The 21,920-nt window shown below is 48.3% G+C and carries 14 protein-coding genes and 1 other annotated feature; of the genes, 12 read left to right on the top strand and 2 right to left on the bottom strand.

Translation table 11 applies throughout. The features are described from left to right. The first annotated feature begins 5 nt into the window (after window positions 1-5). From GPK49_RS03460 to nifJ, 11 genes are all read left to right on the top strand, one after another. On the top strand, window positions 6-695 hold the full coding sequence (locus GPK49_RS03460; protein WP_215676750.1) for a response regulator transcription factor: 690 nt from the start codon (window positions 6-8) through the stop codon (window positions 693-695). After that, entirely contained in the window at window positions 682-1,725 is a 1,044-nt protein-coding gene (locus GPK49_RS03455) for a histidine kinase dimerization/phospho-acceptor domain-containing protein (RefSeq protein ID WP_215676749.1), read from the top strand. The genes GPK49_RS03460 and GPK49_RS03455 overlap by 14 nt, the downstream gene beginning before the upstream one ends. Before the next feature lie 113 nt (window positions 1,726-1,838). Continuing rightward, the gene (locus GPK49_RS03450; protein ID WP_016407789.1) at window positions 1,839-2,171 is read left to right on the top strand and encodes a hypothetical protein; all 333 of its coding nucleotides are present in this window, start codon (window positions 1,839-1,841) and stop codon (window positions 2,169-2,171) included. A 491-nt stretch (window positions 2,172-2,662) separates the two neighbouring features. Beyond that, window positions 2,663-4,171, top strand: a complete 1,509-nt coding sequence (locus tag GPK49_RS03445; RefSeq protein WP_016407788.1) for a sugar ABC transporter ATP-binding protein — start codon at window positions 2,663-2,665, stop codon at window positions 4,169-4,171. A gap of 19 nt (window positions 4,172-4,190) precedes the next feature. Next, the gene (locus GPK49_RS03440) at window positions 4,191-5,186 is read left to right on the top strand and encodes an ABC transporter permease (RefSeq protein ID WP_016407787.1); all 996 of its coding nucleotides are present in this window, start codon (window positions 4,191-4,193) and stop codon (window positions 5,184-5,186) included. A gap of 93 nt (window positions 5,187-5,279) precedes the next feature. Continuing rightward, entirely contained in the window at window positions 5,280-6,260 is a 981-nt protein-coding gene (locus GPK49_RS03435; RefSeq protein ID WP_215676748.1) for a sugar ABC transporter substrate-binding protein, read from the top strand. 233 nt (window positions 6,261-6,493) lie between these two features. After that, window positions 6,494-7,528, top strand: coding sequence for an NAD(P)-dependent alcohol dehydrogenase (locus GPK49_RS03430; RefSeq protein WP_016407785.1), 1,035 nt, complete (start codon window positions 6,494-6,496; stop codon window positions 7,526-7,528). 28 nt (window positions 7,529-7,556) lie between these two features. Continuing rightward, entirely contained in the window at window positions 7,557-9,080 is a 1,524-nt protein-coding gene (xylB, locus tag GPK49_RS03425; protein ID WP_215676747.1) for a xylulokinase, read from the top strand. Between the two features lie 177 nt (window positions 9,081-9,257). Then, a complete protein-coding gene (locus tag GPK49_RS03420) occupies window positions 9,258-10,271 on the top strand; it encodes a L,D-transpeptidase (protein WP_215676746.1) in 1,014 nt (337 codons plus the stop codon). A 38-nt stretch (window positions 10,272-10,309) separates the two neighbouring features. Then, the gene (locus tag GPK49_RS03415; RefSeq protein ID WP_215676745.1) at window positions 10,310-11,326 is read left to right on the top strand and encodes a copper amine oxidase N-terminal domain-containing protein; all 1,017 of its coding nucleotides are present in this window, start codon (window positions 10,310-10,312) and stop codon (window positions 11,324-11,326) included. A 619-nt stretch (window positions 11,327-11,945) separates the two neighbouring features. Next, window positions 11,946-15,476: a pyruvate:ferredoxin (flavodoxin) oxidoreductase gene (nifJ, locus tag GPK49_RS03410; RefSeq protein ID WP_016407781.1), complete on the top strand. Its 3,531-nt coding sequence runs from the start codon at window positions 11,946-11,948 to the stop codon at window positions 15,474-15,476. A 202-nt stretch (window positions 15,477-15,678) separates the two neighbouring features. Here nifJ and metA read toward each other — a convergent pair whose 3' ends face one another. Both metA and GPK49_RS03400 read right to left on the bottom strand, forming a co-directional pair. Further along, window positions 15,679-16,605, bottom strand: a complete 927-nt coding sequence (gene metA, locus GPK49_RS03405; protein ID WP_016407780.1) for a homoserine O-acetyltransferase MetA — start codon at window positions 16,603-16,605, stop codon at window positions 15,679-15,681. Between the two features lie 28 nt (window positions 16,606-16,633). Next, window positions 16,634-17,920, bottom strand: coding sequence for an O-acetylhomoserine aminocarboxypropyltransferase/cysteine synthase family protein (locus GPK49_RS03400; RefSeq protein WP_016407779.1), 1,287 nt, complete (start codon window positions 17,918-17,920; stop codon window positions 16,634-16,636). A 101-nt stretch (window positions 17,921-18,021) separates the two neighbouring features. Further along, window positions 18,022-18,265: a binding site (T-box leader), on the bottom strand. A gap of 173 nt (window positions 18,266-18,438) precedes the next feature. Here GPK49_RS03400 and GPK49_RS03395 point away from each other — a divergent pair. Then, window positions 18,439-21,912: a DNA polymerase III subunit alpha gene (locus GPK49_RS03395; protein WP_215676760.1), complete on the top strand. Its 3,474-nt coding sequence runs from the start codon at window positions 18,439-18,441 to the stop codon at window positions 21,910-21,912. The last annotated feature ends 8 nt before the right edge of the window (window positions 21,913-21,920 follow it).

Here is a 21,920-nt window from a genome sequence, read left to right as displayed (position 1 = left end):
AGCGCATGAAGAACGGGAAATATTGTATTTTGATTGCAGATGATGAAAAGGAAATTCGGGATATTTTGCGGCTGCTGCTGGAGGGCGAGGGCTATGCGGTGCTGACTGCGGAAGATGGCAGAGAAGCGATCGCAGAAGCGGCGGCGGAGGTTGATTTATATATTCTGGATGTGAATATGCCGGAGGTATCGGGATTCCCTGCGGCGGCGGAAATTCGCAAGCACTTTGATGCGCCGATTGTTTTTCTGACGGCGTATTCCACAGAATCGGATAAGGTGATGGGCTTTTCTGTCGGGGCAGATGATTATATCGTAAAGCCGTTTTCCAATATGGAGCTGTTGATGCGCGTGAAGGCGATTCTGCGGCGAAGCAGCGGCGTGAAAGCGCCTGTGGTGACAGAGAAAATTCCCTTTGCGGATTTGATTCTGGATACGGAGAGCCGCTCTGTTTCCAGACAGGGGGAAATGATTCCGCTGACCTATACGGAGTTTCAGATTCTGGAGCTTCTTGTGACGCATAAAAAGAAGATTTATTCCCTGGAAAATATCTATCAAAGCATCTGGGGAGAGGATGCCGTTGGCGACAGTGCGATTATGGTGCATATCAAAAATATCCGCAAGAAGCTGGGGGATGATTCCAGAAACCCGAAATATATCAAGACGGCGTGGGGACGGGGGTATTATGTTGACCAATGAGAATGGAAGAAAAACAAAGCGGCTTTCGCGCGAGATTCTGGGACTGCTGCTGATTACGGCGGTGATTGCGCTGTTTTTCTGGGGCTTTTTATATCTGACGGCAAATTCCATTTCCGAAACCTATTTCACAGAGCGCAACCTGCAGCCCTCAGAGGGACAATGGCTGACATTGCGAGCATGGATTCGCAGTGTGAGCCTGCTTTCGACGGTGATTCTGTTTCTGGTGCTGTTTCTGTTCCTGCTGGGGCAAAAGCTGGCGTATCTGAGGGAAATTATACAAGGGGTGGATGCCCTGCGCACACACCGCTTGGAGGATACCATTCCGCTGCGAGAGGCGAATGAGCTGACGGAGCTGGCGGAGCATATCAATTTTCTTTCGGAAACGGAGCGGCGGCTCAGACAGCAGGAAATGGCACTGCAGGCAGAGCGGGAGCGCATGATTCGCGACCTTTCGCATGATATCCGCACGCCGCTGACGGCAATTTTATCCTATTCGGATTATATGAGCCGAAAGGATGGGTACACAGATGCGGAATTACGGGAATATTTTTCGCTGGTGCGGAAGAAGGCAGCGCAGATGAAGGACATGACAGACCGCCTGCTGGAGGGCAGTAAGCGCAATGTGGAGCCGGTGGAAAACGGCAGGCTGCTGATGGAGCAGCTTGCAGGAGAATGGGAGGAAATTCTGGAGGACAGCTTTTCCTGCGAGATTTCTATGGAGAATTGCACCGATTTTCGGACAGAATGGGATATGCAGGAGATCCTGCGGATTTTCGATAATCTGTCCTCTAATGTGGAAAAATATGCGGACAGTGGACACCCTGTTTTGCTGCAAATGGACAGGGGAGTGGACACCTTACGGATTTTACAGAAAAACACAGTGCGGCAGACGGCGCAGAAGATAGAAAGCAACCAAATCGGACTGGAGAGCATCCGCAGAATTACCGCCGGCTATGGCGGAGCGGTGACGGTTTCCTTGGACGAAAAGCAATTTCAGATTGAGATTACCCTGCCTGTTTCAGAAAAGTGATTTCGATTAAAACTTCAGAATTCTTTAGAATTTCCTGCCCGATTTCTTTAGAATCCTATGCTATGATGAATTCATCAAAGAAAACAAGGCAACAAGAAAGTGAGGAATGGCTTATGGCATTAGGATTATTATTGATTTTATTTATGGTAATGAGCATCATCAGCGTAGTTGGGCTGCTGCTCCTGTTTCTTTTAAAGGGAGAAAGGGCGCAGAAGATTGTGTTTTACTTTATGGCACTTCTGGGGATGTTTATCGCATGGATGACAGCGACAGGATATGCCACCAATCAGATTAAGGAGCAGATGATTTCGTGGGGCTTCGGTGCATTGGCGGTTGTGGCGGTTCTGGTGCGGCTTTGCGGCAAGAGCAAAAATGCAGCATTGGCGGCAAAGCTGCTGGCGGCGGCATCTGTGGTACTCGGTATGGTGGCATTATTTATCGGCTAAAAAGATTAAAATTTCATTAGAAAAAGAAAGGCGCAGGAGGCTTCCTGTGCTTTTCTTTTGTGGGAAAATTTGTCAGGTGCTATCGGTTGAAATATTTTTGTGGATGAAATATAATAGGATAAACTGTAAAATCTGCGTAAAATCCGCAGGAAACAGTGCTGTGTTTTTCGGATGCGGACGAGTGTATTTTTGTTAAAACAATGTCACACATTAGACAAGCCGAAAAGACACTTTCTATAGAAAGTGCATTTAATTATTCTGATTTGAATGGAGTTCTTTTATTCAAATTGAATAGAGGATTTCATACAGTATCTTGACACTTTGGCACATTTGAGTATATACTAAACTCAGATATGTACAGAAAAAGAATGTTACATAAAGGGTGTAAAAAAACAGCACCGGAGAATGGCCTTTGGAAGTGGGTCGGAACGGAAGAACAAATGAAACAGTAAGCAGACGTTTGGGTCTGTGATTACGGAAGGGAGGAACCTATGGGGGATGACATCAAACTTCGGGTTTCAAAAATCGAAAAATCTTTTCCGGGTGTAAAGGCTTTGGATAAAATCGACTTTACAGTCAGAAAAGGGACTGTACATGCGCTGTGCGGTGAAAACGGCGCGGGCAAGTCTACATTGATGAAGATTATCAACGGGATTTATAAGCCGGATGCCGGCGAAATTTTTGTGGATGAGAAATCGGTGAAAATCAAAGATCCCATTATGGCAAGATCTCTCGGAATTGCCATGATTGCGCAGGAGCTGAACTATGTTCCCGAAATGTCCGTAGAGGAAAATATTTTTCTGGGACGCTTGCCTGTGGATGGGATGGGCAGAGTAAAATGGCGCGAGGTGCGCGAAAAAACCGAAAGGCTGCTGAAGGAGGAGCATTTGCCCTATAAGGCAACGGATAAGCTGAAAACGCTGACTACCTCCGATATTCAGATGCTGGAAATCCTGAAGGCAATCTCCAACGATGCGTCTATCGTTGTTATGGACGAGCCTACGTCCTCCATTACGCAGAAGGAGGTTGAGCTGCTGTTTAAGAAGATTGCACTTCTGAAGGCAAAGGGCTGTGCGATTGTTTATATCTCTCATAAGATGGATGAGGTATTCCGCATTGCGGATGATATTACGGTATTCCGTGACGGTACGGTTGTAAAGAGTATGCGTGCGGAGGATACAAACATTGACGAGGTTATCGCGCTGATGGTAGGTCGTCGTATGGAAAACGTATATCCCAAGGAGAATATTGAGATTGGGGAGCCTTTGCTTGAGGTAAAAGACCTCAAGAGCGGTCAGCTGTTTGAGGATGTAACCTTCCATGTAGGCAAGGGCGAAATCGTTGGCTTTGCAGGGCTGGTCGGCGCAGGGCGTACGGAAGTGATGCGCTGTCTGTTTGGGCTTGACCCCATTGACGGCGGTACGGTAAAGGTACACGGCAAGGAAATCAAAATCAAACGGGTAGCCGATGCAACAAAGGCAGGCATGGTCATGCTTTCGGAGGATCGCCGCCGTTACGGCATTATCCCCATGAGAAGTGTGCGCGAAAATGCGAGCCTTGCAGCCTTGGAAAAATTCTTCTATGGCGGGCATGCCCATAGAAAAGAAGAAGAAGCGATGGTTGCAAAATATTTTGATAAAATGAGCGTAAAAACACCGACACAGGAAACACCGATTCAGTCTCTTTCCGGCGGGAACCAGCAGAAGGTGCTGCTGGCAAAATGGATGATGCGTGACCCTGAGGTGCTGATTCTGGACGAGCCCACAAGAGGGATTGACGTTGGCGCGAAATTTGAAATTTATAAACTGATGACAGAAGTGGCACAGGCGGGTAAAGCAGTTGTAATGGTTTCCTCTGAGCTGCCCGAATTGATTGGTATGTGTGACAGAATTTATGTGATGAACCAGGGCCATATTGCAGGCGAGCTGAAGCGGGAGGAATTCTCTCAGGAGGCTATCATGGTTTATGCGACAGGGACACATAGCATTATTCAGGAATAAATAAAGGAGGAGATCAAAAGTGAAAAATAATAAATCAAAAGAGTTAATGCAGAAATTTTCTATTTTCTTTGTTCTGCTGGTATTGATTATCGTATCTTCTGTGATGAACCCCAATTTCTTGAGCCACAGAAATATTACCAATATTGCAGTGCAGCTGGCGGTAGCGACCATTCTGGCGTATGGTGAAATGGTACTGATTGTATCCGGTCTGCTGGACTTGTCCTCGGGTGCGGTGCTTGCACTGTCGGGTGTGCTTTCCGTCAGTGCGTATAAGGCGACCGGCTCTATGGCAGTGGCGTTTGCCGTTTCCATCGGTGTTGCGGTTATCTTCAACATGATTAACGCATTGTTTGTTGCAAACTTCGCATTGCCTGCGTTCATCGTAACACTGGCAACCCAGATGGCGGCGAGAGGTCTGGCACTGCTGTATACCTCCGGGCAGAATATTTTGCAGATTGGGAAATACGCTGTAGTCGGGCAGGGGAAAATCGGTCCTGTTCCCATTCCCGTTATCTTTACTGTTTTGGCGACGATTATTATTTCGTATATTATGAACCAGACACGATTGGGACGTTCCTTCTATGCCATCGGCGGCAATGAGGAGGCCTCTATCGCATCCGGTATCAATGTTGTAAAATCCAAATACATGGCATTCCTGATTAACGGTGTTCTGGTCGGGATTGCCGGCGTGCTGTTCATGGCGCGTGTAAACGCAGGTCTGCCGAATGGTGCGGTAGGCTACGAAATGGAAGGTCTGACGGCTGCCATTGTCGGCGGTACAAGCTTCTCCGGCGGTGTTGGTACAACCTCCGGCTCCTTAATCGGTTCCTTCATCATCGGCTGCCTGAACAACATCATGAACCTGCAGGGCGTAGACTCTTACATTCAGCAGGTAGTAAAGGGTATCATCATCGTGGCAGCTGTTCTGTATGATATCAACTTCAAGAATAAAAAATCGCCCAAGGTTATCCTGCAGAAGAAGGACGAAAAGAAGGAGCCTGCGGCAAAGGCATAACCCAATGATATGGCTTTCATTTGATCAATCAAATGTAAATAAAGCAAAAATGTTCTCAAAAAGGTAATTTCAAAAAGAAAGGGAGAGAGTAAAATGAAAAAGTATTTAGCAGCATTTATGGCACTGGCTATGGCGGCAACCGCTCTGACAGGCTGCGGCGGCGGTGATTCCGCAGGCGGCGATGACAGCAATAAAACCTACAAGGTAGCGTATATTGCAAGAGCGCAGTCTGACTCCTTCGCAGCATGGCTGGCAAACGAAATGGTAGCAGCAGCAGATAAGTATGATGACATCGAGCTGAAGGTATTCGATGGTCAGGCTGACGATGCAAAGGAAAACGCTGCAATCGAAAACGCAATCGCAAACGGCTACGATGCAATCATCGTGCAGCCCAACAACGGCGAAGCACAGAGACCCTACGTTGAAAAAATTGTACAGGCAGGTCTGGTTGCAATCACAACCAACTCCAGAATTGAAGGCATTGAAGGTGCATCCTCTGTCGATGCCGATCCTTACAATCAGGCACAGGTTAACGCTGAGCTGGCACTGACACAGGTTCCCGAAAATGCGAAGGTTGTTGTTCTGAAGGGGCCCTCCGGCAACTTCCACGCTGACCAGAGACGTATCGCATGGCAGGAAGTATTCTTTGACCAGAGACCTGGCGTTCAGATTGTAGGCGAAGACTTCGCAAACTGGAACAAGGACGAAGCTATGGCTCTGATGGAAGACTGGACAACAGCACACGGCAAGATTGATGCAGTTATCTCCATGAACGATAACATGGCAGCAGGTGCGCTGGAGGTTGTAAAGGGCAACCCCACTTACAAAGACATGCTGGTATACGGCGTTGACGGTACAGCAGAGGCTTGCCTGCTGATTCAGGATGGTTCCATGACATCTACATGCCTGCAGTCTGCAATCGACCTGGCTGCTCTGAACCTTGACACAGTACACAAGCTGCTGACAGGCGAAGAAACACAGATCGACACAGATATCGAAGAAGTTCTGATTACTGCTGACAACGTAGACGAATACGTTGAAATGTACAAAAAGAACGGTCAGATTACAGAATAATAGAAGGTAAATCTGTTTTTCGTGATTGATTTGTAAATATGAGGTATCATTTTCGGGTTTTCCGGGAGTGATACCTCTATTTTTTTCATGAAAAACTGTATTTTGGAAGGCGCGTAATTCTTGCATAATTCCGTCTATACTGTTATCATAAAAGGGAGAGAGTCTCGCAGGAGAGGTTCCCGAAAACTGATAAAACTGTGTATTTCAATAAAGCGAAAGCGAGGAGATAAAAGATGAAAAACAGAGCAGCTTATATGGTTGGATTGAACAAAATGGAAATCAGAGAAACCCCCGTTCCCGAACCCAAGGCGGGCGAGGTTCTGGTGAAGATTGAATATGTTGGGATTTGTGGTTCCGATGTGCATTATTTCAAGGACGGCAGATGCGGCGACTTTGTGGTTGACGGCGAACTGATGTTGGGTCATGAAGCAGGCGGCGTTGTAGAAAAACTGGGCGAAGGCGTAACAGACCTGAAGGTGGGCGACAAGGTTGCATTAGAACCCGGTATCACCTGCGGTCACTGCGAATTCTGTAAATCCGGCAGATATAACCTGTGCCCCGATGTTGTTTTCCTTGCAACTCCTCCTGTGCAGGGCTGCAATGAGGACTATATCACATTCCCTGCGGATATGTGCTTCAAGCTGCCCGAAGGGATGTCCACAAAGGAAGGCGCACTGATTGAGCCTTTTGCTGTTGGTCTGCATGCGGCACACCAGGGCAAGGTTGGCATGGGCGACCAGTGCATTATCCTTGGCTCCGGCTGCATCGGTCTGATGACACTGCTGGCTTGTAAGGCTTGCGGTGCAACGGATATCACAGTGGTAGATATGGCGCAGAAGCGTCTGGACTACGCAATGAAGCTGGGCGCAACCAGAGTAATCAATGCGAAGGAAAAGGATGTGCTGAAGGAAGTAGAAGCATTTACAAACGGCGTAGGGATTGAAAAGGTATTTGAAACAGCAGGCTCTCCCGTTACCATCGCACAGACACCTTATCTGGTAAAGAAGGGCGGTACTATCACATTGGTGGGTATGGCGGCTGACCCCGAAGTAAAATTCAACTTTGGTCAGATTATGGCAAAGGAAGCAAGAATCGAATCCGTATTCCGTTACAGAAATCTGTATGCAAAGGCAATTTCCGCAGTTGCAAACGGCATTGACATCGGCATGGTAGCAACCCATGAATTCGATTTTGAACACATTCAGGAGGCATACGAGGCTGCCATCAACGATAAGGAAAATGTGGTAAAGGCTGTTATCAAGCTGTGATACATGCGAAAGAAATGGCGGTGTGACTATGGAATATTTACTGGGGATTGATATTGGTACCTCCGGCACGAAAACGGTTCTGTTTGACAGGGATGCCAACCCAATCACAGCAAAAACATTTGAATATCCCTTATATCAGGAGCAGAACGGCTGGGCAGAGCAGGAGCCTGAGGACTGGTGGAACGCAGTAGTGCAGGGTGTGCAGGCGGTGCTGCAAGCCTCCGGCGTGGATGCGGCGGATATCAAGGGCATTGGGCTTTCCGGACAGATGCACGGACTGGTTATGCTGGATGAAAACGGCGAGGTGCTGCGCCGCTCGATTATCTGGTGCGACCAGAGAACGGGCGAAGAGGTCGAGGATATGAACCGTATGCTGGGTGCGGAAAAAATCATTCAGATTACGGCGAACCCTGCGGTAACCGGCTTTACGGCGGCAAAAATCCTCTGGGTGAAAAAGCATGAGCCGGAGCTGTACGCAAAATGCGCGCATATCCTTCTGCCGAAGGACTATATTCGGTATAAGCTGACGGGCGAATATGCCACGGAGGTTTCCGATGCCTCCGGCATGCAGCTGATGGACGTTGCAAAGCGGACATGGTCGGATGAAATTCTGGAGGGACTTGGCATTGAAAAAAGACTGCTTGGCAAGATGTATGAATCGCAGGATGTAACCGGCGAGGTGCATCAGGAGGCGGCGGCGCTGACAGGACTTGCGGCAGGCACGATTGTGGTTGGCGGTGCGGGGGACAACCCTGCGGCAGCGATTGGGACAGGCATTGTTTCTCAAGGGAAGGCATTCACCACGATTGGTACCTCTGCGGTGGTTTATGCGGTTTCCGACCGAATGGCACTTGATCCCAAGGGCAGAGTGCATACGCTTTGTGCCTCTGTACCCGGCAAATGGACGGTAATGAGTTGCACACAAGCGGCAGGGCTTTCTCTGCAATGGCTGCGCAATCACGTTTGCACGCCGGAAATGGCAGAGGCTGCGGAAAAGGGCGTAGACCCTTATGAAATTATGACGGCAGAGGCTGCAAGGGTGCCTATCGGTTCTGAAAAGCTGATTTACCTGCCTTACCTGATGGGGGAACGCTCTCCGCATCCCGATCCGGATTGCAGAGGGGTGTTCTTTGGACTTTCTGCCATGCACGAAAGACCGCATTTGATTCGCTCTGTGATGGAGGGGATTTCCTTCTCCCAGTGGGAATGTGTTGAGGTGTTCCGTGAGATGGGCGTACCCATCGAGGATATGATGATCTGCGGCGGCGGCGGCAGAAGCCCCTTCTGGAGACAAATGCTGGCAGATATGTACGGCTGTTCGGTAAGCACGGTGCAGTCTGACCAGGGCGGCGCATTGGGTGCGGCGATTTTGGCAGGCGTTGGCGCAGGCATTTATTCCGATTTGGAGACGGCCTGTGATGCGCTGGTGCGGAAAAAAGATAGTTCCGAGCCGAATATGGCGGCGAATGGTGCGTATGCGAAATACTTCACGCTGTATAAGGAGCTTTACAGAACCCTGTTCCAAAGCTTTAAGGATTTGAAAAATATTTAAATAAACAGACGGGGAATTGCCTGAAAAGGACGTTCCCTGTTCTTTTTTTTTGCAGATTTCTCAAAAATTCAACGATTTTTAAGAAAGTGTTTCTTGATTCTTGTGCAATCCTTTTTTATAATGTAAAAAGAGAAAAATTCGGCAATTGAAGCAACTGTGTAACAAAGGAGAAGAACCATGAAGAAACGAAGCTTGGGCATATTGGTATTCTGTTTGCTGCTGTTTGGCTTATGCGGCACAGCATTTGCGGCAGAAAAAACGAAAAGCCCCTATTATATAACGGTGAACCTGACGGCGAATGTGGTGACGGTATATGAAAAGGATGCGGCAGGAAATTATACCGTTCCCATTAAGGCGTTTCGATGCAGCGGCGGCACGGATACCCCCGAAGGGACATTCCGGACGAGTGCGAAATACGAATGGCGTGCATTATACGGGAATGTGTGGGGGCAGTATGCCACACGCATTACGGGGCCGTATCTCTTTCATTCTGTACCTTATTTTGAAAAGGACAAAACCACATTGGAATATGATGAATTCAACAAATTGGGGACAACTGCATCCGCAGGGTGCATCCGCCTGACGGTGCGGGATGTAAAATGGATTTATGACAACTGTCCGATTGGTATAACCGTGAGAATGTATCGCGGGGAGGTGAAGGAGCCCTTGCAGCCTGCCGCTGTGCCGAAGGTCAACAGAAACGATACGGTACGCCGCGGCTGGGACCCGACAGACCCTGCTGCCGCAAACCCCTGGAGAAAGGGAACAATGCAGGAGATGCAGCTGCAGACGGCAGAGACAGATGACAGAATTGAGCTCTATTATGAAAAGGGGGCGTACTACATTTCTGCGTCAAATGCAAAGCAACTGTTCGCTTTTCTGGATAGGGAAATAGGCCTTTCTGCGGATGGCAATCAGGTGAAATACGATGCCGTGAAGGTTTCCTATGACGGAGAGACAAAGGAGATAGAGGGGCGAGCAAAGGGTGATGCGGCATATTATAAGCTGCGCGACTTAACAAATCTGATTGGTGCGGAAATGCACTGGGATAAGGATACGAAGCATATCACGATCCGTCTGGACGAAAAGGAAATTCTTCTGGGGAAGGATTTGCCTGAAAGAGTGCCGGAGATCAAGGATGAGGCAACATTTCCTGAAAAGCTGGCGGCATTTTTTATGATGCAGAATTAAAAAATACTTTCTGAGCGAAAGCAGAGAGAGGGAGAATTATGACAGTAAAAAAGGTTGCAATCATTGCGGCGGCAGGTGCAGTGCTTCTGGCAGGGGCGCTGACGCTTTCCATGACGCTGATTACGCGGAATAAAATAGAGGTGACGGCAACGGAAACCTCGGCACAAAATGAAACGGAGCAGGAAGAAGACGGCGTAAAAACGTTGGAAAATATGGAGAATATGCCGCTTTATTTTGAGGATACAGAGAAGCTTCTGCTGCCCCTGCGCAATACCATGGAAGCGCTGGGCGGAACGGTAAAATGGGATACGGAAAAGAAACAAACGGCGATTTCCTACCGCGGCAGAACGCTGCGCGTGCGTTCCGGGGAACGGGATGCCGTTCTGAATGGGTATGCGGTAACGCTGCCGGAGGAACCGAATATGATTAACGGCTGCCTGTATGTGGACGAGGAGGTTATTTCGGCGTACTATACGGGGGAGGTTCGCTTTAATCACGAAACCAAGCAGGTGACGTTGGAAATGAAGGATGGGACGGAGCCTGTAGTGGCAGTGAAGGAGCTGACGGCGGACGAGGAAAACGGCGGATATTCTGTGGATGTGCCGGTCATTGTGGGGCTGAATGATGCGAATTACGAAAAAAGCCTGAATGATTCCCTGATGCAGCAGATGCAGGATTACATTACAGCATTTATGGCGGAGGAAAATACGGCGGACAGCCTTTTGCAGGTGCAGGTGACAACGGGCTTCTGCACGAAGGATTTTCTTTCGATTCTCTGGGAAGGGACGAGGAACGGCATGCCTGTGCGCTTTGCAAAAAACCTTGACCTTCTGGGGCAGAGAGCCGTAACGCTTGCGGATATGCTGACGCAGACCTCTTTGGAGGCGGCACAGGCGCAGGCAGGTGAGGATTGGACGGCGGAGCAGTTCTATCTGACGGCAGATGGCGAGCTGATTTTGATTGGACGCAATGCGGAGGGCGGACAGACGATAGAACCGCTGAAGGCGGAGCAGAGTATCTGGCGGAAAAAGTATAAGGGCATATTTACAAAATAAAGCAGAGAGAGCGGAATTTGCCAAAATCCACTCTCTTTTTTATTTTTTGAAAGAAGAAAGAAAAAAGTTTGAAATCATGAAATCAGACATCTTATTTTCTGATTTGACAGTTTATCCTGTCGAATTGGTAAATGCAAAAAAAGATAGAGGAAAGCTATGTATTCTATTTTATACACTGTATACAAGCTGCTTGTTTTTTGATTCACAAACTTCTTTTGATAAATATTTTTACGGTATAAATTTTTGTACAATTTTTAATGTTGTCAGACATTAAAATAAATAATAATCGTCAACAAAAAATAATTTTGCATAAAAATATTTTAAAAAACATAAGACATGTAAGCAACATCACAAAAAGTATCTTGTTAGAAACATAACGGGGGTTTTTTCATTTTGCTGTTGAAATGAAAAAGATTTAATTGTATAATAATTACGTAAAAAATCCCGTTTCGGATGTATAGGAGAAATTTACTGTTGTAAGACAACGTGATTGATAAACTTTCTTTATATACCGAAAAAAGGGTGAGCCGCCATTTTTGATGGCTGCAAAAGATGAAAGACGGGGGATATCCCTCGGAATAAACAGAACTCTCTAAATTTTAAAGGAGGAGAAAAAGAAATGTCTAAAGTAATGAAAACGATGGACGGTAACGAAGCTGCTGCATACGCTTCCTATGCGTTTACAGAAGTTGCCGGTATCTTCCCCATCACACCTTCCTCTCCCATGGCTGAAAAAACAGACGACTGGGCAGCGAATGGTAAAAAGAACCTTTTTGGTCAGACAGTTAAAGTAGTAGAAATGCAGTCCGAAGCAGGTGCTTCCGGTACAGTACACGGCTCTCTGGCAGCCGGTGCGCTGACAACCACCTACACAGCATCTCAGGGTCTGCTGCTGATGATCCCTAATATGTACAAAATTGCCGGCGAACTGCTGCCCTGCGTATTCCACGTAACAGCACGTGCTCTGGCTGCACATGCACTGTCCATCTTCGGTGATCACTCCGACGTTATGGCTTGTCGTCAGACAGGTTTCGCTATGCTGGTTTCCAACTCCGTACAGGAAGTTATGGACCTGGCTTGCGTTGCACACCTGTCCGCAATCAAAGGCCGTGTACCTTTCCTGCACTTCTTCGATGGTTTCCGTACATCTCACGAAATCCAGAAGATTGAATGCATCGACTATGATGAACTGGCAAAGATCATTGATATGGATGCAGTAAACACATTCAAGAGAAATGCGCTGAACCCCGAACATCCCGTTATCAGAGGTACAGCTCAGAACCCCGATATCTACTTCCAGGGCCGTGAAGCAGCAAACAAATTCTACAATGCTCTGCCCGCAGTAGTAGAAGAATACATGGGCGAAATCAGCAGAATCACAGGCAGAGATTACAGACTGTTCAACTACTATGGTGCAGCTGATGCTGACAGAATCATCATCGCTATGGGCTCCGCTTGTGAAGCAATCGAAGAAACAATCGACTACCTGACAGCAAAGGGCGAAAAGGTTGGTCTGGTTAAGGTACATCTGTTCCGTCCCTTCGTAGCAGAAAAGCTGCTGGAGGTTATCCCTGCAACAGCGAAGAAGATCGCTGTTCTGGACAGAACAAAAGAACCCGGCGCACAGGGCGAACCTCTGTACATGGACGTTTGTACAGCACTGTTTGAAGCAGAATCCGCTCCTGTTGTAGTTGGCGGCCGTTACGGTCTGGGTTCCAAGGACGTTACACCTGCACAGTTCCTGGCAGTATATGCAAACCTGACACTGGATAAACCCAAAAACCACTTCACACTGGGTATCGTGGATGACGTGACAAACACATCCCTGGAAGTTGGCGAAGAAGTTAACGTTACAGGTGACGACGGCACAATCTCCTGCAAATTCTGGGGTCTGGGTGCTGACGGTACTGTAGGTGCAAACAAGAACTCCATCAAGATCATTGGTGACCATACAGACAAATATGCACAGGCATACTTCAGCTATGACTCCAAAAAATCCGGTGGTATTACACAGTCTCACCTGCGTTTCGGTGATACACCCATCAGATCTACATATCTGGTAAAAACAGCAGACTTCGTTGCTTGTCACAAACAGGAATATGTTCATCTGTACGACATGGTTACAGAACTGAACCCCAATGGTACATTCCTGCTGAACACAACATGGACTGTAGACGAACTGGATGAAAAGCTGCCCGCAAAACTGAAAAGACAGCTGGCTGCTAAGAATGCAAACTTCTACATCATCAATGGTACAGCTATCGCAGGCGAAATCGGTCTGGGCAACAGAATCAACACAGTTCTGCAGGCTGCATTCTTCAAGCTGGCTAACATCATCCCCATTGATCAGGCTGTAGAATACATGAAAGCAGCTATCACAAAATCCTATGGTAAGAAGGGTGACACAATCCTGAACATGAACTATGCTGCTGTTGACCGTGGTGTAGACGGCGCTGTTAAGGTTGAAATCCCTGCTTCCTGGGCAACTGCAGAAGATACAGAAGCTGCAGCAGCAAGAAAGACAACAGAATTCGTTAAGAATATCGTTGAACCCATGAACGCACAGGAAGGCGACAAGCTGCCCGTATCCGCATTCTCCGGCAGAGAAGACGGTCACTTCCCTACAGGTACAGCTGCTTACGAAAAACGTGGTGTTGCAGTTAACGTACCCGAATGGAACGCTGAAAACTGTATCCAGTGTAACCAGTGCTCTTATGTATGTCCTCACGCTGCAATCAGACCTATTCTGGTAACAGACGAAGAACTGGCTAAGGCTCCCGCAGCATTCAAGGCTGTAGAAGCAAAGGGCGGCGCGGCATTTGCAGGTCTGAAATACAGAATGCAGGTTTCCTCTCTGGACTGCCTGGGCTGCGGCAGCTGTGCAGTAGTATGTCCTGCTCCTAACAAGGCTCTGGAAATGAAGCCTCTGGAAACACAGGAAGCTGAAGTTGCTAACTGGGATTTCGCTATGGACGAAGTTGCACATAAGGCTAACCCTATGAGCAAGGAATCCGTTAAGGGCTCTCAGTTCGAACAGCCTCTGCTTGAGTTCTCCGGCGCTTGCGCAGGTTGTGGTGAAACACCTTATGCAAAACTGGTAACTCAGCTGTTCGGTGACAGAATGTACGTTGCAAACGCAACAGGCTGCTCCTCCATCTGGGGTGGTTCCGCACCTTCTATGCCTTACACAACAAACAAAGACGGTCATGGTCCTGCATGGGCAAACTCCCTGTTCGAAGACAACGCAGAATATGGTCTGGGTATGGCTTCCGCAGTTAAGCACATGAGAAATGGCCTGAAGGATAGACTGGAAAACCTGAAAGCAATCGATGCATCCGTTGCAGGTGTTGTTGATGCTTGGGTAGAAACAATGAACGACGGCGAGGCTTCCAAGGAAGCTACAAAGGCTCTGGTTGCTGCTCTGGAAGCTTACAACGGCGCAGATGCAGAAGCTAAGAACATCGTTGCTTATGTTCTGGAAAACAAGGATCAGCTGGCTAAGAAGTCTCAGTGGATCTTCGGTGGTGACGGCTGGGCTTACGATATCGGTTACGGCGGTCTGGACCACGTACTGGCATCCGGCGAAGATGTAAACGTTCTGGTATTGGATACAGAAGTTTACTCCAACACAGGCGGTCAGGCATCCAAATCTACACCCGTTGGTGCAGTTGCTCAGTTCGCTGCATCCGGTAAGAGAGTGAAGAAAAAAGACCTGGGTATGATGGCTATGTCCTATGGCTATGTATACGTTGCACAGGTTGCTATGGGCGCAGACAAGAACCAGCTGGTTAAGGCTCTGGTAGAAGCTGAAAAATACCATGGTCCTTCCCTGATCATCGCTTACGCTCCTTGTATCAACCACGGTCTGAAGGGCGGCATGTCCGGTGCTCAGAACGAAATCAAACGTGCAGTTGAAGCAGGCTACTGGCAGATGTACAGATTCAACCCTGAACTGAAGAAGGAAGGCAAGAATCCTTTCACTCTGGACTCCAAAGAACCTACAGGCAACTTCAGAGAATTCCTGCTGAGCGAAGTTCGTTACAGCTCTCTGCAGAGAACCTTCCCTGAAATCGCTGAAGAACTGTTCGAACAGACAGAAGCAACAGCAAAAGAAAGACTGGAAGGCTACAAAAAGCTGGCTCAGGGCTAATCTTTTGAGCGATTACGCATAATCAAAAGGCGAGATATAGAAATATATCTCGTCTTTTTTATGTATGATGAATTTATGTATGAGGAAAAGGAAAGCAGCTTCGGGATGAAAGGCAAAAAACAGACTGATAGGAGGGCTTTTAGCAGATATTAAATAGAACGCAGCACATAAAAAAAGGAGCCGAAAGGCTCCTTTTGGCGTATTACTGGTTTTGGTTAATCTGCGTGATATCATAGGGGGAGGTCTGGTAGACGAAATAATTCAGCCAGTTGGAGTAGAGCAGATTTGCATGCGCTCTCCATGTTACCAGAGGCTCCTGTGTATCATCATCGTTGGGATAATAATTTTTGGGGACTTCGATGGGAAGTCCTGCGTTTTTATCCCGCAGGTATTCCTTTTCCAGGGTATGGGGATCATATTCCGAATGTCCCATAATGAAAATCTGACTGCCGCCGTCATTATGGATGGCGTATACCCCTGCTTCATCAGAGGATGCAATGATTTTCAGGCGCGGTTCCTTTTCGATGTCCTCGCGGTAGACAGTGGTATGTCTGGAATGGGGGACATAGAAGATATCATCCGAGCCACGGAAGAGGATAGAGGTCTTTTTATCCAGCTTATGCGGAAATACGCCGAACATTTTATCCTGCATCATGTGCTTTTTGATGCCGTAATGATAATACAGACCTGCCTGTGCGCCCCAGCAGATATGGAAGGTGCTGTGGACATGGGTTTTGCTCCATTCCATGATTTCCACCAGCTCGTCCCAATATTCCACCTCTTCAAATTCCATCTGTTCGATGGGCGCGCCTGTGATAATCAGACCATCCCAGTTTTGCTCCTTTACCTCATCGAAGGTTTTATAGAAGGCAAGCAGATGATCCTCCGGTGTGTTTTTGGATTCGTGGCTTCTGGTATGAATCAGCTCCAGCTCAATTTGCAGGGCGGTATTGCCCAAGAGACGGGAAAGCTGTGTTTCGGTATCGATTTTTGTCGGCATGAGGTTTAACAGCAGGATCTTCAGAGCACGAATATCCTGTGTGATCGCACGCGTTTCTGTCATGATAAAAATGTTTTCATCGGTCAGCACCTTGGCTGCGGGTAATTCATTGGGTATTTTAATGGGCATTGCTATAATCTCCGTTTCTTTCGTATGCTTATCTGATAGCTTCGAGTGCCTGTGCGATATCGTCAATCAAATCCTGTGCATTTTCCAGACCACAGGACAGGCGAACCATATCCGCAGGTACGCCTGCAGCCGCCAGCTCTGCATCTGTCATCTGTCTGTGGGTGGAACTTGCGGGGTGCAGACAGCAGGTGCGTGCATCTGCAACGTGGGTTTCGATAGCGGCTGTTTTCAGATGCCCCATGAAGGCTTCCGCCGCCTTTCTGCCGCCCTTTACGCCAAAGCTGACAACGCCGCAGGAGCCGTTCGGCAGATATTTTTTCGCTGTTTCGTAATATTTATCCCCTTCCAGACCGGGATAGATGACATAGGAAATCAAATCGTGGTTTTTCAGATATTTTGCGACAGCTAAGCCGTTTTCGCAGTGACGGGGAATCCGCACATGCAGGCTTTCCAGACCCAGATTCAGCAGGAAGGCAGACTGGGGAGACTGGGTAGAGCCGAAGTCACGCATCAGCTGTGCGGTTGCCTTTGTGATAAATGCGCCGCCCTGACCGAATTTTTCCGCATAGGTAATGCCGTGGTAGCTGTCATCGGGAGTGCAGAGACCGGGGAATTTATCGGCATGTGCCAACCAATCGAAATTGCCGCTGTCTACGATACAGCCGCCGACAGCCGCGCCGTGACCGTCCATGTATTTTGTGGTGGAATGGGTAACGATATCCGCACCCCATTCGATGGGACGGCAGTTGATGGGGGTTGCAAAGGTGTTGTCAATAATCAGAGGAACGCCATGTGCGTGTGCAGCATTTGCGAAACGCTCGATATCCAGAACACTCAAGGCGGGGTTTGCGATGGTTTCGCCAAAGACTGCCTTTGTATTGGGTTTGAATGCCGCTGCAAGTTCTTCCTCTGTGCAGTCGGGCGCAACGAAGGTGAAATCGATGCCCATTTTCTTCATGGTTACAGAGAAAAGGTTAAATGTGCCGCCGTAGATGGTGGAGGATGCAACGACATGATCCCCGCAATTTGCAACATTGAATACGGCGTAGAAATTTGCCGCCTGTCCGGAGGAGGTCAGCATTGCTGCTGTGCCGCCTTCCAGCGCAGCAATTTTTGCCGCAACCAGATCGCAGGTGGGGTTTTGCAGTCTGGAATAGAAATAGCCGGATGCCTCCAAATCAAAAAGCTGCCCCATGTGCTCACTTGTGTCATATTTGAATGTGGTGCTCTGGTAAATGGGAATCTGTCTGGGCTCCCCATTGCCGGGGGTATAGCCACCCTGTACACATTTTGTTTCGATACGATATTCACTCATGCTTCGTTCCTCCTTAGTAAAAATATAAAATAAAGTTGATGTTGGTTGCAGCAAATGCGAGGACAGGCAACAGGTAATAAAAAAGCCGTCCCAAGGAAAAACCTTGAGACGGCCAGTATAAACCGCGGTACCACTCAAATTGCATATAAAATATGCCACCTCTTCGGGCTCAAACAAGCCCTATGCTTTTACGCAGCAGTCACGGGAGGAGCCTACCGATACGTTTGTATTTTCGAACCTCCAGCTCAGAAGCCATAGACTATTGAATGAAATTGTTATCGGCTCACAGCAACCGCCGACTCTCTGAAAACGCAGACACTCAGTCCTCTTCGTCATCGCTTTTTGCTATCAAGTTGTTGAGGACTATTATAACATCCAAAAGACATTTGTCAACTGTTTTTTTGAGAGAAAAAAGAATTTTTTCCGGGCTAGGGCGTTTTTCTGCGTGGAAAAATATGATATACTGAAACGATAGGAAAAGAGATTTTTAGAAAACAAAGGAGGTGCGGAAATTGGAAATGCAGGAAAGAGAACGGGAGAAGAAACCATTTACGCATCTTCATGTTCATACGGAATACAGCCTTCTGGACGGCTCTGCCAAGATAAAGGAGCTGGTGCAGCGGGTGAAGGAGCTGGGGATGGACAGCATTGCCATCACCGACCACGGTGCGATGTATGGTGCGGTGGAATTTTACAAGGCGGCACTGGAGGCCGGCATCAAGCCGATTCTCGGCTGTGAGGTTTATGTGGCGGAGGGCTCTCGCTTCACAAAGGAGGGCAAGGGCGGCGGTTATTATCATCTGGTTCTTCTGGCTGAAAATAATGAGGGCTACCATAATCTGATTAAGTTGGTTTCCTATGGCTTTACCGAAGGGTTTTATTATAAGCCGCGTGTGGATAAGGAGCTTCTGCGGAAATACAGCAAGGGCATTATTGCATCAAGCGCATGTCTGGCAGGGGAGGTACCCAGAAATATTCTGAATGTATCCTATGAGAAGGCGAAGGAGGTCGCGCTGGAATATCTTGATATTTTCGGGGAGGGCAATTACTTTTTGGAATTGCAGGATCATGGGATTCGGGAGCAGAAAATTGTGAATGAGGCGTTGGTGCGGATGAGCAGAGAGACAGAGATTCCGCTCATCTGTACAAATGACAGCCATTATATTTATAAAGAGGACGCAGAGCCGCATGATATTCTGCTTTGCATCCAGACGGGGAAAACGGTTCTGGATGAGGACAGGATGCGTTATGAGGGCGGCCAGTTTTATGTGAAAAGCCCGAAGGAAATGTATGATTTGTTTTCCTTTGCACCTGAGGCCTGCGCCAATACGGCAAGGATTGCCGAGCGGTGCAATGTGAGCTTTACGTTCCATGAATTGAAGCTGCCACGCTTTGATGTACCCGATGGGAAAACGGCAGAAGGCTATCTGCGCGAGATTTGTTATGCAGGGTTTGCAAAGAAATACCCTGCGGCGAAGGAAGAATGGAAGGAACGGCTGGAATATGAGCTTACCACGATTGAAAATATGGGGTATGTGGATTACTTCCTGATCGTTTGGGATTTTATCAAATATGCGAAGGATAACGGCATTATTGTTGGGCCGGGGCGCGGCTCTGCGGCAGGGAGCATGGTTTCCTACTGCCTTTCCATTACAACAATTGATCCGTTGAAATATGATCTGATTTTTGAGCGGTTTCTGAACCCTGAGCGTGTCAGCATGCCGGATATTGACATTGACTTCTGTTATGAACGGCGGCAGGAGGTGATTGATTATGTCATCCGCAAATATGGCGAGGCAAATGTGGCGCAGATTATTACCTTCGGGACGATGGCGGCGCGAGCGGCAATCAAGGACGTTGGGCGCGCGCTGGCAATGCCCTATGCGGATGTTGACCGCATTTCCAAGATGATTCCGGCAGAGCTGGGGATTACGATTGAAAAGGCGCTGAAAATGAACCCCGACCTCAAGCATGCTTATGAGGAGGAAGCGGATACGAAGCGGCTGATTGATACCTCTCTGCGCTTAGAGGGCTTGCCGCGCCATTCCTCTACCCATGCCGCCGGCGTGGTTATCTGCCGTGAGCCTGTTATGGAATATGTACCGCTGAGTGCGAATGACGGGCAGATCAATACCCAGTACACCATGACGATTCTGGAGGAGCTGGGACTGCTGAAAATGGACTTTTTGGGACTGCGGACACTGACGGTGATCCAGTCCGCAGTGCAGGAAATTGAGCGTATCCACGGGATTCGGTTAAACATGGAGGAGCTGCCCGAAAATGATTCTATGGTGTATGACATGATTTGCCAAGGCAAAACAGAGGGCGTGTTCCAGCTGGAAAGCGGCGGTATGAAGCAGTTTATGCGAGAGCTGCAGCCACGCTGTTTGGAGGATATGATTGCGGGGATTGCGCTTTATCGCCCCGGGCCGATGGATTTTATCCCGAAATATATCAAGGGGAAAAATGCAGGCGGCAAGGTGCAGTATACCCATCCGAAGCTGGAGCCGATTCTGGAAAACACCTACGGCTGTATCGTGTATCAGGAGCAGGTAATGCAGATTGTGCGGGATCTGGCAGGCTACAGCCTTGGCAGAAGTGACCTTGTGCGCCGTGCGATGAGTAAGAAAAAGGCATCCGTGATGGCAGAGGAACGGGAAAAATTTATCCATGGGGATGGGGACGAGGTGCCCGGCTGTGTGAAAAACGGGATTCCCATAGAAGCGGCAGAAAAGATTTTTGATGAAATGACGGACTTTGCAAAATATGCCTTTAATAAAAGCCATGCTGCCTGCTATGCGGTGGTTGGCTATCAGACTGCTTGGCTGAAGGCGCATTATCCCGTGGAATTCATGGCGGCACTGATGACAAGCGTGATGGACAATGCGGCGAAGGTCAGCGGCTATATCGAGGAATGTAAGAAAATGGGGATTCAGCTTCTGCCCCCCGATATCAACGAAGGATATCGGCAGTTTTCCGTATCCGATGGGAAGATTCGCTTTGCGTTGGCGGCAATCAAGAATATCGGCAAGGGTGCGGTGGATGCACTGGTTGCGGAGCGCGAAAAAAACGGTAAATTCACCTCTCTGACGGATTTCTGCAACCGCATGGAGGGCGGAGAATGGAGCGTGCGCGGCATTGAAGGACTGATTAAGGGCGGCGCACTGGACAGCTTCGGCGGTTTCCGCAGTCAGTACATGGCGATTTATAAAGAGATACTTGCAGGAATCGGACATGCCAGAAAGAATAATATAGAAGGACAGCTGAACCTGTTTGACATGGGCGGTGACGAAAGCTTTCAGCAGACGGATGAACTGCCTTCCATTCGGGAATTTCCGCCGAAGGAGAAGCTTGCTATGGAAAAGGAAGCCTTGGGGATTTATGTCAGCGGACATCCTCTGGCGGAATATGAGGAACAGCTGCGGCGGAAAATCAGCAATACAAGCATGGATTTTCTGCCGGATGAGGAGGGCTCGCACCATACACAGATAGAGGACAGCACGAAGGTAATCGTTGGTGGGATGATTGCAGGGGTTTCTGTGAAATATACCAGAAATAATGATAAGATGGCATTTATCACACTGGAGGATTTCCAAGGGAGCATGGAGATTGTGGTGTTCCCGAAGGTGTATGAAAAATGTGCGCCGCTTTTGCAGGAGGACGCGGTACTGCTTATTCACGGCAGGGCGAGTGTTTCCGCAGATGGCGAGGGCAAGGTGATTGCAGCGGATATCAAAAATCTGGAGCAGAACGAGGCGGCAGAGATTCCGTCCTCCGTATGGCTGAAGCTTGCGGCAGGGCAGAGCGTTCCCTTCGGACAGATTACGGCAATTCTCCGAAAATATCACGGGGATGTGCCGGTATATATTTATGATGAGAAAACGAGACAGAAAATGAAGGCAGACCGCATAAACTGGGTGACGGGTGAGGATGCCCTCTGCGAGGAGCTGCGGCAGCTGCTTGGCGAAAAAAATGTTGCGTTGAAATATTGAGGAGGAAA

It is taken from the genome of Clostridium sp. MCC345 (assembly GCF_018785345.1).
In the GTDB taxonomy this organism is placed as follows: domain Bacteria; phylum Bacillota; class Clostridia; order Lachnospirales; family Anaerotignaceae; genus Anaerotignum_A; species Anaerotignum_A faecicola.
The sequence above is the reverse complement of the archived record's forward strand: the minus strand, read 5'-3'. Positions and strand labels throughout refer to the sequence as shown.

What these genes read in the sequence shown, in the direction of transcription:
- GPK49_RS03460 (WP_215676750.1), top strand. Translation starts at nt 6, where the DNA reads ATGAAGAACGGGAAATATTGTATTTTGATTGCAGATGATGAAAAGGAA.
- GPK49_RS03455 (WP_215676749.1), top strand. Translation starts at nt 682, where the DNA reads ATGTTGACCAATGAGAATGGAAGAAAAACAAAGCGGCTTTCGCGCGAG.
- GPK49_RS03450 (WP_016407789.1), top strand. Translation starts at nt 1,839, where the DNA reads ATGGCATTAGGATTATTATTGATTTTATTTATGGTAATGAGCATCATC.
- GPK49_RS03445 (WP_016407788.1), top strand. Translation starts at nt 2,663, where the DNA reads ATGGGGGATGACATCAAACTTCGGGTTTCAAAAATCGAAAAATCTTTT.
- GPK49_RS03435 (WP_215676748.1), top strand. Translation starts at nt 5,280, where the DNA reads ATGAAAAAGTATTTAGCAGCATTTATGGCACTGGCTATGGCGGCAACC.
- GPK49_RS03430 (WP_016407785.1), top strand. Translation starts at nt 6,494, where the DNA reads ATGAAAAACAGAGCAGCTTATATGGTTGGATTGAACAAAATGGAAATC.
- xylB (WP_215676747.1), top strand. Translation starts at nt 7,557, where the DNA reads ATGGAATATTTACTGGGGATTGATATTGGTACCTCCGGCACGAAAACG.
- GPK49_RS03420 (WP_215676746.1), top strand. Translation starts at nt 9,258, where the DNA reads ATGAAGAAACGAAGCTTGGGCATATTGGTATTCTGTTTGCTGCTGTTT.
- GPK49_RS03415 (WP_215676745.1), top strand. Translation starts at nt 10,310, where the DNA reads ATGACAGTAAAAAAGGTTGCAATCATTGCGGCGGCAGGTGCAGTGCTT.
- nifJ (WP_016407781.1), top strand. Translation starts at nt 11,946, where the DNA reads ATGTCTAAAGTAATGAAAACGATGGACGGTAACGAAGCTGCTGCATAC.
- metA (WP_016407780.1), bottom strand. Translation starts at nt 16,605, where the DNA reads ATGCCCATTAAAATACCCAATGAATTACCCGCAGCCAAGGTGCTGACC.
- GPK49_RS03400 (WP_016407779.1), bottom strand. Translation starts at nt 17,920, where the DNA reads ATGAGTGAATATCGTATCGAAACAAAATGTGTACAGGGTGGCTATACC.
- GPK49_RS03395 (WP_215676760.1), top strand. Translation starts at nt 18,439, where the DNA reads ATGCAGGAAAGAGAACGGGAGAAGAAACCATTTACGCATCTTCATGTT.